Origin of the sequence: Streptomyces sp. NBC_01390 (assembly GCF_045040105.1) — a bacterium.
Classification (GTDB): domain Bacteria; phylum Actinomycetota; class Actinomycetes; order Streptomycetales; family Streptomycetaceae; genus Streptomyces.
The window spans coordinates 7538545-7556152 of the sequence record NZ_CP109551.1 but is presented as its reverse complement, the minus strand read 5'-3'; the positions used below and the strand labels follow the sequence as shown (position 1 = coordinate 7556152).

Here is a 17608-nt window from a genome sequence, read left to right as displayed (position 1 = left end):
CGATGACGCGTCCCGTCGCCACGCTCACCGTCCGCCCTCGTGACCGCTGCTGCCCCCGCTGCCCTTGCCATTACTGCCGTTGCTGCCATTACCGCCGTTGCCGTCGCTGCGGCGCAGGAAGTCGCTGAGCTCGTCGAGTTCGGCGCGGACCTGGTCGATACGGGCGGGCGCGGGGCGCGGCGGGTCGACGGGCGGGCGGCCCACGGGGGGCTGGGGTATCAGGGTCTGGCCATGGTTCTGGGGTACCGGCGTGTGAGGCTGGGGCTGGGGCTGGGGCGGGTACGGGGGCGCGGCGGTGTACGGCGACGGCGTCGGGGGCTGAGGTTGGGGCTGGGACTGGAACCCCACCGGGGGCTGTGGGTAGCCGTACGCGTGCGGGGGCTGCTGCGGGATGTACCCGGGGTGCTGCGGGCCGGCGAGGGCGGCATTTCGGAGCCGGTGGAAGTGGCGTACGTCCGCGGCGATGTAGTACCCGATCATGATCGCCAGGGTGCCGAGGAGCAGCACGAGGCCCGTGTAACCGCCCGGGGTGTGGATGTCCTCACCGGGCTCGTTGCCCAGCAGGACGAGGCTGAGGATGTCGGCCGCCAGTACGGCGACGAACAGGCCCCAGTCGAGCGACTTGCGGGTCACGATGGCCAGCCGCAGCAGCATCGTCCAGGTCAGGAGGCCGCAGCTCATCACGGAGATCACCACGAAGAGCACGCGCAGGAAGACCAGCCACCCGCTTGGGGGCGGCTGCTTCACCGGCTGCGGGTAGCCGTGGCCTGACATGGTTGCTCCTGATCGACTGAACCTGCGCGACTGAACCAGCTCGCCCGAATCCGATGACCTGACAAGGACGAATATCGCGTCGAGCGTATAGGCCGACAACGACAACAGGTCCCGGGTTGTACCGAACCGTTGTCCGACTCATCAGTTGATACGTCCATGTACGCACCTGCACGCGCCCGCGTGCCTCCGATACGCGTTTCCCACCGGCTCAGTCGGGCCGCTCAATCGGTCTGTTCAGTCGGTCCGCTCAGTCGGGCGCGACGGTTCCGTCCGTCAGCCCGTCGTACATGCCCCGGACGAGCTGCCCGCCGAGACGGCCCGCGTGCCGCAGGGCCTCCTCGAACTCTGCGAGCGCCCTGAACCGGGCGCCGTAGCGCCGCTGTTCGTCCAGGGGCAGCCGGGGCAGCTGCAGTCGGCGCACATCGAGCCGGGTCGAGGTGGACGCGTAGCTGCTGGCCTGCCGGTTGTTGGCGGTGCCGCGCAGGAACCCGGCGAGGAACCACGGGTCGAGGGCGGCCGGATCGGGCCTGAGGAGGACGAGGCTGCGGCCGAGAACGGCCCCCGCGGTCACGTCGTCGACCACCCGTGCGACGGACCCGCCGCCCAGCACCGGCACGACGACGTCACCCGCCGCCACCCGCACGGCCTCCTCGTCGCTCTCGGGCAGTGAACCGGAGGGAGCGGTGCCGGCGACGACGTCGTGGTCGGTGAGCACGGGCACGCGCGCGTGGCCGCCGTTTCCGCCCGTACGCATCACCAGGGCGCCCCCGCGCGCGAGTTCACCGATGGTGATCAGCGGCCAGCGCCCGGGCTGCCCCTCGGTGGGCCCGGCGGGGGCGGGCGGAGTGAGGTCCACGGTCAGCCGCAGGGTCTCACCGAGCCGCTCCCGTACGTCGCTCAGCTGCTCGCCGTCGCCCGCGGTGGCCGGCGGGAGGTGACGGGCGGGGGCGAGGTCGACGTCGTCGTCGAGGAGTTCGATGACGGGGACGGCACGCGCCACCCCCGGCCGCTCGACCGCCGTCCCGGCCCGCTCGAAGGGCCGCCAGGCATCGAGGACGGCCGTACGCACGGCCTCCCAGTCGAGCCCGCCGCGCCCGGTGTGCTCGGCGACGGTCCCGGTGTCGGCGAGCAGCACCTCGGGCTGCGCGGGCGCCTTGTCGGGCCGCCGCAGCACCCACAGGTGCAGCGGGATGTTGTACGGGGGTGCCGCGCCGACCGGCAGCGCGATCACCGCGCGCAGCGCCCCGCGCCGCAGCAGATCCGCGCGGATACGGCGCCCCGAACGCCGGGAGGCCGCGGCCGGCGGCATCAGCAGTACGGCCGTGCCACCCTCCTTGAGCCGCGCGAGCGCGTGCTGCACCCAGGCCAGCTCGGACTCGTTGCGGGCCGGGAACCCGTACTCCCAGCGGGCGTCGTACGCGAGTTCGTCGTGCCCCCAGTTGCGCTCGTTGAACGGCGGATGGCAGAGGACCACGTCGACCCTGAGCCCCGGATACGCGTCACTGCGAAGCGTGTCCCCGACAGCCGTGCGCACCACGTTCTGCCCCTGGAGTGCGAGCCGGAGTGCGGTGAGCGCGGCCAGCTCCGGGGCGCTGTCCTGCCCGTACAACTCCCGTTCGGAATCGTCCCGTTCGACCTCCCGCGCACCCCGCACGGGAACGGCGCGCAGGAGTGCGCCGGTGCCACAGGCCGGGTCGAGCACGGTGCGCGCCGGACCGGCGAGGTCCCCCATGAGGCGGGCGAGCTCGGCCGGGGTGAGCGTGTACTGCCGCGGGTTGGCGTCGAGATGCCGCCCGACCAGGAACTCGTACGCCTGCCGCGCCCCCATCTCGGCCGCGAGCTCGGCGACTCCACGGAGAAGGGGGACGGAGGGGAGGAGTGCGGGGCCGGTGGGGGTGTGTACCGCGGGTTGGGTGTGTACGGGTGGGGCGGTGAGGGGGGTGTGTACGGAGGGGGCAGGGGGCGGGGTGTGTACGGAGGATGCAGCGGGCGGGCTGTGTACGGCCGGGGCGGCGGGGTTGGTGTGTACGGAGGCTGAGCTGTGTACCGGGGGTGGGGCCGGGGCGGTGTGAACGCCGGGGGCAGGGTGGCGGGCGTGTACTCCGGGTGGGGTGTTCACAGCCTCCGCGGTGTTCACACCGCCCGACTCGTTCACGGCCGACGCGGCACGCACATCCGTCGGAGTGTGAACTCCCCGAACGTCAGTCGGACTGTGAACCCCTTGTTCGGCGGACGCCGTGTGAACTGCCCGCGCGGCCGGCGAGGTGTGAACCCCGCGCTTCTGAGCGACGCCGAAGCGTGGGGTGATCACCTGTTCCAGGGTGGCGGGGAGGCGGGCGGCGAGGCGTTCGTCGGAGACCGCGCCGAGTTCGAGCCAGACGGTGGGGCGGTCGTGGATGAGCAGCAGAACGCAGCCCGCGTGGACGAGGGCGGTGGCCGGCCCCTCAGGGTGGCCGACGAGTTGCTGCCAGACGCGTTCCCGGAGGGGCACTTCGGCAAGTTTCCCCTGGTGACGGAGCCAGGATTCGACCTCGGCGAGAGCGAAGGCGGGGCTGGTCTCGGTGCCGCCGACCGGTTTGGGGAAGTCGGCGTGACGGCGGCGCCAGTTGCTGACGGCGGCGCGGCCGACGCCTGCGAGCCGTGCGATACCGGCGGCGGTCACTTCCGTGGCGTTGTCCTGCACGCGCCGCGCTCCCCTCGTCCCGTGCACGGCCCCCGGTGTTCCTGTGTGCGGCTCTGGTGACCTGTACACAGCCCTGGTCGTACACCCTCGTTCAACGTGTGACGCCGAGCATACCGGCGCACACAAGATCTACCCCTTCACGGCCGTGTACATGAGTCAGCGCGTGAATCGTGTTGACTCGGTTCACACGGTCTGCTGTTATTGACCCAGCGAACGAGGGGGCCGCCGGGAAGAGGTGGCTTCTCCTCCTTCTCTTCCCCAACCCCTCGCGTCGCTTCGGGCCGGGCGGCGGTGGCGAAGCGCCGGGGACTGCGCCACCGCCGCCCACACCGCTCAGCACTCGTCCGCGCTTCTCGGCCCTTCTCGTCACTCCTAGCTCCCTCAGTCCTCAGTCCTCAGCGCTCTCAGCGCTTCCGGCTCAGTTCGTCCTCACCAGAAACCTCGAAGGAAATCCCATGCGCCGAACCACACTTGCCGCCCTCTGCCTCACCGCCGTCACTGTCGCCGGGGTCGCCGGCTGCCAGACCGGCGGGGACAAGGCGACCGACAAGACAACCGACAAAGCGGCCGGCAAGACCGCGGCCGACACCGCCGACACCGCCGACAAGAAGAAGGACCCGTTCGCCGGGCTGACCGCGGGCGAGATAGCCGAACGAGCGCTTACGGCCACCTCGGGTGCCTCGTCGCTCCGCATGACGGGCGATGTTGCGGACGACGAGGGCGGCGGCACGATCCGGATCGACATGGCCCTCAACAAGCGGGGCGAGTGTGCCGGGACGATGAGTATGAACGGTCAGGGCAAGGCCGACCTCGTGAAGTCCGGTAGCACCCTCTACATGAAGTACGACGAGAAGTTCCTGCGAGCGCAGAGCGAGGGTTCGTCGAAGGAGGAGACCGACGGGGTCGTGGCGATGCTGGCCGGCAAGTGGACCAAGATGGCCACGACGGGCTCGGACGCCAAGGACCTCGCGGGCTTCTGCGACCTGGACAGCGTGCTCGCCGATTTCAAGGACGGCACTTCCGGGACCGCCTCCGGGGTGACGCGCGGCGCCACGACGACCGTCGACGGCAAGTCCGCTGTCGCCGTGACGGAGAAGGACGGCAAGGACACGTACACGATGTACGTCGCCGGTGAGGGCAAGCCCTATCTCCTGCGCGTCGACAGCAAGTCGGCGAAGGACCCCGGGACCGTCGTCTTCAGCGACTACGACAAGCCGGTCGCCGTCCAGAAGCCCACGGGCAAGATCCTCGACCTGGACGCGCTGGACGGCTGAGCGTCAGGGGCCGGAGGGACGGTCACAGGGTGTGCCGCATCCACACGTTGGGCTCCACGTAGACCCCGTACCCGTGTGCCAGGTCGCACCGCACCGGTGCCAGCGCGCCAGGCACCTCCACCTCGCCCTCGCTGTCGAAGGGCAGGCCGGTCCAGGCGCGCCACTCCTCCAGCGAGGCCGCGACGCACATCGACGCCGGTGCCATGGCGACGATGGTGGCGCCGGCTCGGGCGTGCACGCGCAGCCAAGGGTCGTAGGGCAGGCCGTCCTCGCGCACCCGGTACGCGTACTCGGAGATCGGTGTCCGGGGCTCCAGGTGCTTGGCGCTGGGCCGGACGGGGGCGACGACCTCGCGGAAGCCGTGCGCGGCGGCGTTGTCGCGCATCGCCGCGAGCATACGTCCGGACAGTCCCGTGCCCTGTGCGTGCGGGGAGACGACGATCGAGATCGCGCTCACCGTGTCCGGACGGGTACCGGCGCGCAGGTCCTGGAACGCCCACACGAGGATCTGGTCCCAGCCACGGGCGGGCAGTTGGCCCCCGCCCCGCCCCTCGGCGGCGAGCGCGAAGGGCACGCTGTAGGCATGGGCGACAATCTCGCCCCGCTCGTCCTCGGCGAACAGGACATGCTCCGGGAGTTCGGTGGCGATCCGGTCGTAGTGGGCGTTGCCCGTGAAGTCGTGCTGCATCAACTCCGGCCAGGTGTCCGGCATTTCGACGACCTGGCGATACATCTCGGGACGCTCGGCAAGGGACGAGACCTTCAACTCCATGGGCGAAACGGTACTCGGCGGGGGCGGTGACGCACCGTCGAACAGGCAGATCCTTCCCCCCTCCCCCATGCGCGGAGCCCGGCACGCAGGAGGCCGTACCGCGGCTGAAAAACGGACCTTGATCTCCTGCACCCCTACACCAACAATGTGCATGCCAATTGCGGGTGGCCGGAGGGTCTCCGGTCGCCCTTTCGAAAGACGGGACCCCCCCCACGTGAGAAGACCTCTCGCCACCGCGATCGTCGCCCTGGCCGTCGCCGGAACGGTCACGGCGCCCGCGGCCGAGGCGGCCGAGCCGACGCTCAAGGCCGTCAGCCTCGCCGGCACGGTGGCGCTCAGCAACTGCTCCGGCTCGCTCGTCCGCTTCCCGAACTCCGTGGACACCGACCCGGCGCTGGTGCTCTCCAACGGCCACTGCAGCAGCCTCATGGCACCGGGCGTGGTCATGACCAACCGGTTCGCCAACCGGCCGTTCTACCTGCTCGACGCCTCAGGCGCACAGGTCGCCACACTGAACGCCGCCAAGCTGGCCTACGGGACGATGACCGACACGGACGTGGCGATCTACGAGCTCACCACCACCTACGAGGCGATCAAGAGCTCGTACGGGGTGTCGGCGCTGACCGTGCGGGACACGCACCCGGCCGTCGGTACCGCCGTCACCGTGGCGTCCGGCGCCTGGAAGAAGCTGCTGGACTGCAACGTCGACGGGTTCGTCCACCGGCTCAAGGAGGGCGAGTGGACCTGGAAGGACTCGGTCCGCTACACCTCCGCCTGCCAGACCATCGGCGGCACCTCAGGCTCGCCGGTGATCGACCAGGCCACCGGTGAGATCGTCGCCGTCCACAACACCGGCAACGAGAACGGCGGGTCCTGCACGCGGGACAACCCCTGCGAGGTGGACGAGAAGGGCAACGTCACCGTCCGCAAGGGCATCAACTACGGCCAGCAGACGTACCAGATACCGGCCTGCTTCACGACCGGCAACCAGCTGGACCTGAACGCCGCCGGGTGCACCCTGCCGAAGCCGTAGCGCTCCGGCAGGCGCGGTCCTCCGGCGGGGGCGGCGCACCGGCTCGGCTGTCCGCCGCTGCGGTTCCCGGCTCGGGGGACGCAGCGGCTGCGTGACGCATGGCCGTCGTCACGCAGCCGTCGTCACGCCAGGCCGTCGTCACACGTGACCGTCGTGACGCGTCCGGTGCGGGATCCCGCTCAGTTCACGTTGACCGCGCTCCAGGCCGCCGCCACCGTGTTGTATTCCGCACTGCCGGTGCCGTAGAGGTCGCGGGCGGCGTTCAGGGTGGCCGTCCTCGCTCCGGCGTAGTTCGTCGAGGACGTCATGTAGACGGTCAGGGCCCGGTACCAGATCGCGCCGAGCTTGGCGCGGCCGATGCCCGTGACGGTCGAGCCGTTGTACGTCGGGGAGTTGTAGGTGACCCCGTTGACGGTCTTGGTGCCGCTGCCCTCCGCGAGGAGGTAGGCGAAGTGGTTGGCGATGCCGGACGAGTAGTGGACGCTGAGGTTGGCGGTCGAGGGGCTCCAGTAGTCCGCGGAGCCGCCGTCCTTGCTCGGCTTGTCCATGTAGCGCAGGGCGTCCTGCCCGAGGCGGGGGCGGACGACCTTCTCGCCGATCAGATAGTCGCCCACGTCCTGCGCGTTCGCCGCGTAGAACTCGACCAGCGTTCCGAAGATGTCGGACGTCGCCTCGTTCAGGCCGCCGGACTCGCCCGTGTAGATCAGTCTGGCGGTTCGCGAGGTCACGCCGTGGGACATCTCGTGAGCGGCCACGTCCAGCCCGACCATCGGCCCGAAATAGGTGCCGTCGCCGTCGCCGTACGTCATGCAGAAGCAGTCGTCGTTCCAGAAGGCGTTGGAGTAGTTGTTGCCGTAGTGGACGCGGTTGAAGGAGCCCCTGCCGTCGTTGGCGATGCCGTTGCGGCCGTGGACGTCCTTGAAGTAGTCCCAGGTGACATCGCTGCCGTACTGGGCGTCGAGAGCGACTGTCGAGCGGTCGGCGGTCGTGCCCGTCCCCCACTGGTTGTCGTCGTCCGTGAAGAGGGTCAGGGGGACACGGCTGCTGCAGACGCCGCCGCCGCACACGTCCATCTTGTCGGCCGCGTCACCCGTGTATGTGTTGCCGCGTGTGGGGTCCTTGAGCTGGTACGTCGATCCCGAGAGGGTCGTCTCCAGCGGGACGGTGCCGCTGTACAGGGACGCGCCCTCGCCGCCGACCGTCTCCGTGGTGTCCCAGGCGTCGATCCGGGCGCCGGTGCGCGCGTCGGACAGCACCGCGCGGGCGACCGGGTTGCCGAGCGAGTCCAGGGCGGCGACGTTCGTACGCCAGGCCAGTCGCGGGGCACCGTGAAGGGCGTCGACGACGAGCTGGGGCTTGGCTGTCACCTGCTTCAGCGCCTCGCCCGGCTCGGCCGCGCGCAGGGCGTTCACGGCGCCGTCCGCGGCCTTGGGGGCCGACACCTTCGGGGTGGTGCTCGGCAGCGAGATCGCCGCCCCGGTCGCCCGGTCGGCGCTGCGGTAGGTGCCGTCGGGAGTCAGGTGGAGGACGAAGTCACCACCCAGTACCGGGAGTTGGCGGTAGGTACGGTCGTAGCGGACGTGCTGGGCGCCGTCCTGGTCCACGATGACGTCCTTGACGGAGGCGTCCTGCGCGGAGGTGAGGCCCAGGGACGCGGCCCGGTCGGCGAGGACCCTCGCCGCGTTGTCGAGCGCGAGGGCGCGGGTCGGCCTGTCGGCCGCGTCGGCGGCGCCGGCGGCCGGGGAGAACAAGCCGGCCAGAAGGGTGGCGGTGGTGGCGATCCCGGCGGTGGCGCAGCGGGCACCACGGACGTTCTGCCGTATCCGACTCATCAGTGTCTTCTGTCTCCTGGAGATGGCGCCGTGGGGGCGCGTGCGGTGGTGGGCACCGGGGGGGGGTGGCACATGAAGGGAGACCGGGAGCGTGACCGATGGTCAGCGCCGATCTTGTCCTGGCATTCAAGAGGGCCCAGGCCTGTCATGTCCACACCCTCCATCCAGAAGACAGGGTGTCCGTGGCCGACATTCCAGTACGTTGCGGAAGTTCGTGACGGGGCGGCACGGGGACGTGGCAGTACGGGGGCTTGGTGGTACGGAGACGTGGCAGCGGCGGGCGGCGACCCGGTGAACCGGTGACACGGGCGCCACCCGCGGGGACGTGAGCGCGAACAGCCGGCCGTCAGTTCGCGTGGAACCGCGTCCGGCCGGTTCTCTCGGACCCGGCCGCGCAGACAACCGACGGCGTCCAGCTGAAGAGGTCGCGACCTGGTGGCGCTGTTCGCGGCCGGTCAGTTGGTCGCCGAGGGGGCTTCGGCGGTACTGGACCTGCCGTCCGTCGCGAGCCCGGGTGACCGGACCCGTGACGCGGCTCGGAGTACGCACCTACGGTCGGGGCAGGTGGCGGGGCGTGTGCGCGCTCGTGGCATTGCCCACGTTGCTCGCCCTCGCCTGCCACGGGGTGGAGCTGTGCAGCCGGAGGCCCGGAGCTACGAGAAGCCGGTCACGGACACTGCCGAGGATCAGCCGATCCGCCCTCGTTGAGATACCTGTACTGCTCATCAACCGCCGCACTGGCGCAGCATCATCTGCTTGTCCGGGGCGGTCACCGGCATCTCGTACTTGATGGCGACCTGGGCGAACCGGACCGCGTACGCGCACCTGATCTGCTTGTTCGGTGGCAGCCAGGTCGCGGGTCCGGAATCGCCCTTGGCCGAGTTGGCCCGGCCCTCGACCGGGATCAGATTGAGCACGTCGTTCGCGAGCTGCTTGCGCTTGCTCACCGACCAGCGCGACGAGCCCATCTGCCAGCTGTAGGACAGGGGCACGACATGGTCTATCTGCACCTCGGACGCCTTCGCCTTGCGCCACTCGATGGTCGTCCCGGTGTACGGATCGTGCAGCGTCATCGCGATGACCACACAGTCGGAGCCGGATCGGAGGCGGAGGTTCTGGCCATCGCGATGGATGAGATCGTTCCGCGTGTCACACCCGTTCCTCGCGAGCGGCACTCCGTCGGCCGTGTCCATCCAGGCATAGCCGAACTTGTCCCGCGCGTAGCCCGTTTTGGGCCCCCGCCCTTTCGTGGCCAGCTCCTCAATGAGCTTTCGGGCCGCGGCTTTGTCCGCGTCTGTGGTCACGGCCGCAAGTCCCGGCTTCGTACCGTCCGGATTCTTGAGAGGGCTGATCGCCCGCCCATCCGGCGCAGGTGGACCCGACCCCGTCGAGGAACTGCCCTCGCCCAGCCCCTCGCATCCCGAGACGAGGAGTGCGGCGACTGCTGCCGTCGCTGCGGCGCGAAGGAAGCGCGTGCTCCCAGCGCCCCTGTGCCTCATGTCCCTCTCAGTAAGCACAGCCCACCACTCCCTGTATGAGCTGCACAAAGGCCTCGATCGCTCGGCGAGGCATAGAGATAACACGCGTATCGCACTTGTTGGAGTCGGTGTCCGCCCACGCGGTGCCGAACCGGTCCCGGGAGTAGCCCGTCTTGGGAGCCCGTCCCTTCACGGTCAGCGAGTCGACGGCCGTGAGCGCCGCTCCACCGCCGCCGCCTCCCCCGCCTGCCGCTCCGCTCGCGCTCTTCTCGGGCCCGGCCGACCCCAGGGTCTCGCCGTCGCAACCACTGACGCCGAACATCACCGCGAGTACGGCGGCGGCGACGCCCCCACCCCTCAGACACACCACGTTACGTCCCTCCCCTACTGCCCCGTTCACGTCCCGGCCTGCGGATTTCCGCTGGTCGACAGGCTAGCGGGCGCGCTCTCCCCGCCACAGGGCGCCATCCGGCACTCAAGGGGCGTATTACGCATACTGGGCGTATCGTCGATGCTGACCCACCTCCGGAAGGAGCTCCTGGATGGGCATCCTCGACAAGTTCAAGGACCAGATGCGCGGCAAGATGGGGCACAACGCCTCCGATGCCGCGGAAAAGAAGATCAACGAGAAGACGGGCGACAAGTACACGAGCCAGGTCGACGACGCGCAGCGGAGAGCCGAGGGCGCGATGGGCATGGATCGTGATCGCGACAGGCCCGAACAGCCGTAGAGCGCGCCGGAGGCAGGCTGAATCCTCGGCCCACCAACAGAAGAAGCCGCCCACGACCCCCAACGGGCCGTGGGCGGCTCCCTGTTGCCTGCTACCTGTTCTCTACGGCCTGTTCCCCAGCGCCTGTTCCTGACTGCGCTGCCCGCTCACTCGCTCGCTCACTCGCTCACGACCCCAGGATCGAAGCCAGGAACTCGCCGGTCCAGGCGAGCAACTCCCGCCCGACCACCGGCTTTCCGCCGACCTTCGCGGTCTTGGGGCGCGGTACGAGGATCTGGTGCGCGGTCGGCTTGATGACCGTCCCCGGGTAGAGGCGCTTGAGCCGCAGCTCCTGCGACTCCCTCAACTCCACCGGCGAGAAGCGGATGTTGTTGCCCTGGAGCACGATGTCGCCGACGTCGCAGGCCCGCGCGAGCATCCGCAGCCCCGCCACGAGCAGCAGGTTCTCGACCGGCTCGGGCAACTTGCCGTAGCGGTCGACGAGTTCCTCCCGTACGGCCTTGATGTCGGCCTCCGTGTTCGCGGAGGCGATGGCACGGTAGGCCGCGAGGCGCAGGCGCTCGCCGGGGGCGTAGTCGTGCGGGACGTGGGCGTCGACGGGGAGCTCGATCTTGACCTCCAGCGGCGGCTCCTCCTCCACCCCGCCGTCCAGTGAGGCCCGGTAGTCCGCGACGGCCTCGCCGACCATCCGTACGTAGAGGTCGAAGCCGACTCCCGCGATGTGGCCGGACTGTTCGCCGCCGAGGAGGTTGCCGGCGCCGCGGATCTCCAGGTCCTTCATGGCGACGTACATGCCGGCGCCCATCTCGGTGTGCTGGGCGATGGTCGCGAGCCGCTCGTGGGCGGTCTCGGTCAGGGGCTTCTCCGGGGGGTACAGGAAGTACGCGTATCCGCGCTCCCTACCGCGCCCGACTCGCCCGCGCAGCTGGTGGAGTTGGGAGAGGCCGAAGTTGTCGCCGCGCTCCACGATGAGGGTGTTGGCGTTGGAGATGTCGATGCCGGACTCGACGATCGTCGTCGACACGAGGACGTCGTAGCGCTTCTCCCAGAAGTCGACGACGACCTGCTCCAGCGCCTGCTCGGACATCTGGCCGTGGGCGGTCGCGATCCGCGCCTCGGGGACGATCTCCCGCAGCCGGGCCGCCGCCCGGTCGATGGACTCGACCCGGTTGTGGATGTAGAACACCTGGCCCTCACGCAGGAGTTCGCGGCGGATCGCGGCGCCGATCTGCTTCTCCTCGTAGGGGCCGACGAAGGTCAGCACCGGGTGGCGTTCCTCCGGCGGGGTGGTGATCGTCGACATCTCGCGGATGCCGGTGACCGCCATTTCGAGCGTACGGGGGATGGGGGTCGCGGACATGGTCAGCACATCGACGTTGGCGCGCAGCTTCTTCAGCTGCTCCTTGTGCTCGACGCCGAACCGCTGTTCCTCGTCGACGATGACGAGCCCGAGGTCCTTGAACTTGGTCTCGGACGAGAACAGCCGGTGGGTACCGATGACGACGTCGACCGAGCCCTCGCGCAGGCCCTCCAGGGTGGCCTTCGACTCGGTGTCCGACTGGAAGCGGCTCAACGCCCGCACGTTGACCGGGAATTGGGAGTAGCGCTCGCCGAAGGTGCCGAAGTGCTGCTGTACGAGGAGAGTTGTGGGCACGAGGACGGCGACCTGCTTGCCGTCCTGGACGGCCTTGAAGGCGGCGCGGACGGCGATCTCCGTCTTGCCGTAGCCGACGTCGCCGCAGATCAGGCGGTCCATCGGGACCGTCTTCTCCATGTCGTCCTTGACCTCGGCGATCGTGGTCAGCTGGTCGGGCGTCTCGGCGTACGGGAAGGCGTCCTCCAGCTCGCGCTGCCAGGGCGTGTCGGGTCCGAAGGCGTGCCCGGGGGCCGCCATGCGCGCGCTGTACAGCTTGATGAGATCGGCGGCGATCTCCTTGACGGCCTTCTTGGCGCGCGCCTTGGTCTTGGTCCAGTCGGCGCCGCCGAGGCGGTGGAGGGTGGGTGCCTCGCCGCCGACGTACTTGGTGATCTGTTCGAGCTGGTCGGTGGGGATGTAGAGGCGGTCGCCGGGCTGGCCGCGCTTGGCGGGCGCGTACTCGACGACGAGGTACTCGCGGGTCGCGCCCTGCACGGTCCGCTGGACCATCTCGATGTACCGGCCCACACCGTGCTGCTCGTGCACGATGTAGTCGCCGGTCTCGAGGGTCAGCGGGTCGATGGTCTTGCGGCGCCGGGCGGGCATCCGGGCGCCGTCCTTGCCGGCGGCCTTCTGCCCGGAGAGGTCGGTCTCCGTCAGCACGGCGAGCTTCAGCTTCGTGTCGACGAACCCGAAGTCGATCGAGCCGCACGCCACATGCACGACGGAGGGGCTCAGGGCGGTCAGGTCGGCGTCGAGACGGGCCGCGATGCCCTCTCCGCCGAGCACCTCGACCGTACGGGCGGCCGGGCCGTGCGCCTCGGTGACGTAGACCGTGCGCCAGCCGTCCGCGAGCCAGCCCTTGGTGTCGGCGAGCGCCTTCGCGGTGTCCCCGCGGTAGGTCTCGGGCGCGTGCATGCCCAGCTTGAGCGTGTCCGCGTCCAGTTCCTCGTCGGCGGCGAAGGGTGAGACGGACCACCACATCATGTCCAGCTCGCGCGCCCGGTCCCGTACGTCCGCGATGGACCACAGGGAGGCCGCGCCGACGTCGATGGGCGCCTCGCCGCCGCCCGCGGTGGCCGCCCAGGAGGCCTGGAGGAACTCCTGGCTGGTCGCCACCAGGTCGGCGGCACGCGTCCGGACCCGCTCCGGGTCGCACACGACGGCCATGGAGCCCTTGGGCAGCACGTCGAGCAGCAGTTCCATGTCGTCGACGAGCACCGGTGCGAGGGACTCCATACCCTCGACCGCGATCCCCTCGGCGATCTTGCCGAGCAGTTCTCCCAGCTCAGGGTGTGCCTCGGCGAGGGCTGCGGCACGCTCCCGCACCTCGTCGGTGAGCAGCAGCTCACGGCAGGGCGGCGCCCACAGTCCGTGCTCGGCGACTTCCAGGGAGCGCTGGTCGGCGACCTTGAAGTAGCGGATCTCCTCGATGTCGTCGCCCCAGAACTCCACCCGGAGGGGGTGTTCCTCGGTGGGCGGGAACACGTCGAGCATGCCGCCGCGTACGGCGAACTCGCCGCGCTTCTCGATCAGCTCGACGCGCGAGTACGCGGCGGCGGCCAGCGCCTCGACGACGGTGCCCAGATCGGCGGTCGACCCGGTGCGCAGCGCGACCGGCTCCAGCTCGCCCAGCCCCTTGACCTGCGGCTGGAGTACGGAACGCACGGGGGCCACGACGACCGACACCGGGCCGGTCTCCGGGTCGTCGGAGCTGGGGTGCGCGAGGCGGCGCAGTACGGCGAGGCGGCGGCCGACGGTGTCGCTGCGCGGGGAGAGGCGTTCGTGCGGGAGGGTCTCCCAGGCCGGGTACTCGGCGACCGTGTCCGGCGGCAGCAGCGTTCTCAGGGCGGCGGCGAGATCCTCGGCCTCACGTCCGGTCGCGGTCACGGCAAGCACCGGGCGCCCGGCCTGCCTGGCCAGCGCGGCCACGGCGAACGGACGGGCGGCGGGTGGTCCGACCAGATCGACGTGCATACGGTTGCCGTCGCCGGCGGCCTTGATCGCTTCCGCGAGGGCGGCGTCCTTGACTACGACGTCGAGCAGACCGTGCAGACTCATGAGCGAGCTTTCGTGAGGTGTGGGCTGTGAGGGGTGGGCAACGCGAACCGCCCGACACGTGTGACGGGCCGGGGGGGGTGTCCAGAGTACGTCGCCGCGTCGGCGAGCGCGGCGACCTGTGGACAACGCCCGCCCCGCCGTCCCCGGGCGCCACTCAATCATGACCTCAGGCAGCGGTCCGAGACGGTGAGCGCAAGCTCCGGGCCACCGCCGCCAAGCGGCCCCTCGGCGCCGGGTCCGTCAAAACCGCCCGCACCCAGCTCATCCAGGCAGCCGCCTTCCTTACCTGGCTCGCCGAACGGGACCGCGTCATCGGCGAGTGCACCCAGGCCGACCTCGACGCCTGGTTCGCCCAGGACGCCATCGTCCGCCGCGTCGTCCAGGCGTTCCTGCGCTGGAGCATGGACCACCAGGTCAGGCCCCGGTTGAAGGTCCTCACGATCCGCACGGAGAACCCGGCCCCGATCAGTCAGCACCACCGCATTGCCCTGATTCGCAAGATCATGACCCGCGACGATCTCCCGCTCATGGAACGGATCGCGGCAGCCCTGATCCTCCTCTATGCCCAGCCCGTCCGTCGGCTCGTCCGGCTCACCGTCCACGACGTCCAGCACGACGGCGACCAGGTCGCGCTCCTCCTTGGCGACCCGCCCACACCGGTTCCCGAGCCCTTCGCCGAGCTACTACTCGGCTACATACGTGACGGACGCCCAAACCGGCCAGACGGCTCTTCCCGCCAGCGACTGGCTCTTCCCCGGACGCCGGGCCGGACAACCCGTGGACCCCGCCACCCTCGGCAAGCGACTCACCGCCGCAGGCGTCCCTACTCTCAACGGCCGGACCGCCACCCTGCGGCAACTCGTCCTTCAGGCACCGCCATCGGTCGTCGCGGGCATGCTCGGCTACCACACCGTTCACGCCGAGGCCTTCGCAGCCCAAGCCGGAGGCACCTGGAAGAAGTACGCCCCCGGTGATCACACTCGACAGCCACCGATGCCGTCACCGGCCGTCAACGCCCGGAGACAGCAGCAACCGATTCGACAACACCGCGCCAGGTCCTGCGATAGCCCTCGCGAAGAGGCCCGCCGACCAGGTCGAGGATCCCTGATGTTGCGTCGATCATGAGTCCTGGGTCTCCCGACTTACACAGGTGCAGGTGCCCCTTGAGCAGGGCGGCCCCGCGCTCTGCGTCCGCCTCCAGGAGACGCCGCGGCAGCCACTTCCCGCCGCCGATCCACGCGTGGTGGTAGTCGCAGAGCAGATCGGCCGCGGCGTTGAGAACGAACCCGGCCACCGCAAGGCGCTCAATCTGGTCGCCAGCGTCGGCGAGATCGTCCAACGCGTCCGTCAGCCCATACCTCTTCGTTTCGACCGTCTCCGCTTCCAGCGCCGGCGGACCATCACGAAGGTCCGCATCGGCCAGGGCACGGGCACGCCCGGCCTCACCATTCGCATCTACCAGGACGAGACCGGTGGCATACATGCTCTGCAAGACAGCACGACGTGCGGCAAAGTCCGCCGCGAAGAGGTCCACGAGACCGGCACGGGTGTGGATAAAGAGCTCCACAACACGTCCCTCGAACCGGATCGTCTCCCGACAGGTCTCGCCACCGTCCCCGACGAGCACCGCGATGTCCAGGTCACTGCTTGCAGTAGCTCGCCCCGCAGCCGTCGACCCGGCAAGGATCACGACGAGCGCATCGGGAAAACGGTCACACGCAAGACGTCGAGCCTGGTCGACGGGGTCCGGGGTCATGACAGTCAGAATTTCAGGAACCTTGTGTCAACAGCGACTGGGTTTTCCATTCCCACCGGCTTGACCGCTACGGACCGTGGCGGATCCAAGAGCACCGAGTGCGGATACAGACCAGTCGAACAACGACTTCTACCAGTACGATACCCCTTCCCCGTCCACAACTCGGTGGAAGGCGACCGCCGTCGCGGATCGAAGCACGAAGACGCGCTCGACCGTGTCCGTCACGGAGCGACCGCGCGGACGAGGAGCGTGCCGATGTGCTCGGGGTGAGGCGCGTCGAGGATCCACGCGTCGGCCGTGGCGAACCCGGCCCGGGTGAGGAGGCGTTCCCAGACGGCGGTCCGGTAGCTGTAGCGGTAGGTGAACATCGCCTTCCCGGCGAAACCTCCCTTGTACATGCCCTGCGGCCCGTACGCGCCGGGGATGGCCGGAGGCTGCGAGAACACGAACACACCGCCTGGCGTGAGCCGTTGGCGGACGAGAGGGAAGAGACGGCCCGGGTCGGTGAACCAGGCGGCTCCGAAGATCGAGTAGACCGCGTCGTACTCCTCCTCGCGCTCACTCAGATGCTCCAGCACCTCGGAGCACACGAACTCCGCGCCCGTCCCGCCCCACTTGGCGGTGCTCTTCTTGACCATGACAGGGGACAGGTCGACGCCCCGGCCGGCGATGCCGCGCTCAGCGAGGCGAGCGAGTGCACGGCCGGTGCCGCAGCCGATCTCCAGTACGGAGCGCGGGTCGCCCAGAAGCTCCGGGCCGGGTCCGTGACCGGCGTATTGGGTCCAGCAGAAGCTCGGCTCCGCGTCGTCCTTGAAGGCGGAAGCGGCGAAGGTGTCCCACAGCTCCGTCTCGGCGGCGATGTCATGGTGTGCGGGCAAGGCGATTCCTCTTCGCAGGGGCCGACCCCAGTCCTCCGGGGGACCGTGGACTGGGGCCGGCGTAGGGCCGTTCAGTGGCTGTCGGGGACCTTGTTGTCACACGGGGAGCAGTCCGTGCCGTCGATCGCCCACAGCTCTTCGTCGATGTCGAAGCCGACGGACTTCAGAAAGTCTGCCGTGCGCAGGCACAGCCCGTCGCGGCGGCGCTCGACGAACGGGGCGTGGTGCTTGTAGCGGCCCTCGTTGTACGCGTCACAGAGGGCCCACCACACGGGTGTGTCGAGGATGAGCTGGTGAACGCCGATGTCGACGAGCTTGCCGACTCCGAGGTGAACCTCCGGGTGTTCCATGCAGCCGATGGTGTACATGACCGCGTTGCCGAGGACGCGTTCGGCCATGTCGCGGACCATCGTGTGGTCGCGCAGCAGCAGGGCGATTTCGCGGTCCCAGAGGGTCATGCCGCTGTCCAGCACGTTGATCGTCAGGTGCTTGACGCGGGGCTGGACGGCATTGAGAAGTTCCTTCGGGTCTCGTGTGCGGGTGCTCACAGGCCGGTCGAGTGTGGTGGTCATGGACTACTCCTTCGGAGACAGGTCATGTCGTACCGGTTCGAGCCCGCCCAGCCTGTCAGCCTGTCCCGGCTGAAAGCGCGGCGCGGGCGCCTTGCGGATCCCTTTCCAGCGAGGGCTACTGGGTGGCC

The 17608-nt window shown here is 69.7% G+C and carries 13 protein-coding genes and 1 pseudogene; 3 read left to right on the top strand and 11 right to left on the bottom strand.

What is annotated here, in order from left to right:
- Nucleotides 1-24: 24 nt before the first annotated feature.
- Both OG241_RS34135 and OG241_RS34130 read right to left on the bottom strand, forming a co-directional pair.
- Nucleotides 25-774 (bottom strand): hypothetical protein, encoded by a 750-nt coding sequence (locus OG241_RS34135; RefSeq protein ID WP_405820853.1) that lies wholly within the window; start codon nt 772-774, stop codon nt 25-27.
- 247 nt (nt 775-1021) lie between these two features.
- A complete protein-coding gene (locus OG241_RS34130; RefSeq protein ID WP_405820851.1) occupies nt 1022-3457 on the bottom strand; it encodes an N-6 DNA methylase in 2436 nt (811 codons plus the stop codon).
- A 455-nt stretch (nt 3458-3912) separates the two neighbouring features.
- Here OG241_RS34130 and OG241_RS34125 point away from each other — a divergent pair, with 455 nt between their 5' ends.
- Nucleotides 3913-4731 carry a hypothetical protein gene (locus tag OG241_RS34125; protein WP_405820849.1) on the top strand — a complete coding sequence of 273 codons (819 nt, stop codon included), beginning with the start codon at nt 3913-3915 and terminating at the stop codon, nt 4729-4731.
- Nucleotides 4732-4753: 22 nt separating this feature from the next.
- Here OG241_RS34125 and OG241_RS34120 read toward each other — a convergent pair whose 3' ends face one another.
- Entirely contained in the window at nt 4754-5503 is a 750-nt protein-coding gene (locus OG241_RS34120) for a GNAT family N-acetyltransferase (RefSeq protein WP_405820847.1), read from the bottom strand.
- A gap of 214 nt (nt 5504-5717) precedes the next feature.
- Between OG241_RS34120 and OG241_RS34115 the strand changes: the two genes are divergently transcribed.
- A complete protein-coding gene (locus OG241_RS34115; RefSeq protein WP_405820845.1) occupies nt 5718-6536 on the top strand; it encodes a trypsin-like serine peptidase in 819 nt (272 codons plus the stop codon).
- 179 nt (nt 6537-6715) lie between these two features.
- Here OG241_RS34115 and OG241_RS34110 read toward each other — a convergent pair whose 3' ends face one another.
- The 3 genes and pseudogenes from OG241_RS34110 to OG241_RS34100 form a co-directional block, all read right to left on the bottom strand.
- On the bottom strand, nt 6716-8368 hold the full coding sequence (locus OG241_RS34110; RefSeq protein WP_405820843.1) for a M4 family metallopeptidase: 1653 nt from the start codon (nt 8366-8368) through the stop codon (nt 6716-6718).
- Nucleotides 8369-9093: 725 nt separating this feature from the next.
- Nucleotides 9094-9867 carry an HNH endonuclease family protein gene (locus tag OG241_RS34105; protein ID WP_405820841.1) on the bottom strand — a complete coding sequence of 258 codons (774 nt, stop codon included), beginning with the start codon at nt 9865-9867 and terminating at the stop codon, nt 9094-9096.
- An 82-nt stretch (nt 9868-9949) separates the two neighbouring features.
- A pseudogene (locus tag OG241_RS34100) lies at nt 9950-10168 on the bottom strand (hypothetical protein); the annotation flags it as partial.
- A gap of 220 nt (nt 10169-10388) precedes the next feature.
- Between OG241_RS34100 and OG241_RS34095 the strand changes: the two are divergent.
- Nucleotides 10389-10577, top strand: a complete 189-nt coding sequence (locus OG241_RS34095) for an antitoxin (protein WP_405820840.1) — start codon at nt 10389-10391, stop codon at nt 10575-10577.
- A gap of 166 nt (nt 10578-10743) precedes the next feature.
- Here the strand turns inward: OG241_RS34095 and mfd are convergent, their stop codons facing one another.
- From mfd to OG241_RS34070, 5 genes are all read right to left on the bottom strand, one after another.
- Nucleotides 10744-14274: a transcription-repair coupling factor gene (gene mfd, locus OG241_RS34090; protein ID WP_405820838.1), complete on the bottom strand. Its 3531-nt coding sequence runs from the start codon at nt 14272-14274 to the stop codon at nt 10744-10746.
- A 158-nt stretch (nt 14275-14432) separates the two neighbouring features.
- Nucleotides 14433-14888, bottom strand: coding sequence for a hypothetical protein (locus OG241_RS34085; RefSeq protein ID WP_405820836.1), 456 nt, complete (start codon nt 14886-14888; stop codon nt 14433-14435).
- A gap of 395 nt (nt 14889-15283) precedes the next feature.
- Nucleotides 15284-16030 (bottom strand): nucleotidyltransferase domain-containing protein, encoded by a 747-nt coding sequence (locus OG241_RS34080; protein WP_405820834.1) that lies wholly within the window; start codon nt 16028-16030, stop codon nt 15284-15286.
- A gap of 221 nt (nt 16031-16251) precedes the next feature.
- On the bottom strand, nt 16252-16908 hold the full coding sequence (locus OG241_RS34075) for a class I SAM-dependent methyltransferase (RefSeq protein WP_405820832.1): 657 nt from the start codon (nt 16906-16908) through the stop codon (nt 16252-16254).
- A 71-nt stretch (nt 16909-16979) separates the two neighbouring features.
- Nucleotides 16980-17480: a hypothetical protein gene (locus OG241_RS34070; protein ID WP_405820831.1), complete on the bottom strand. Its 501-nt coding sequence runs from the start codon at nt 17478-17480 to the stop codon at nt 16980-16982.
- Nucleotides 17481-17608: the final 128 nt, after the last annotated feature.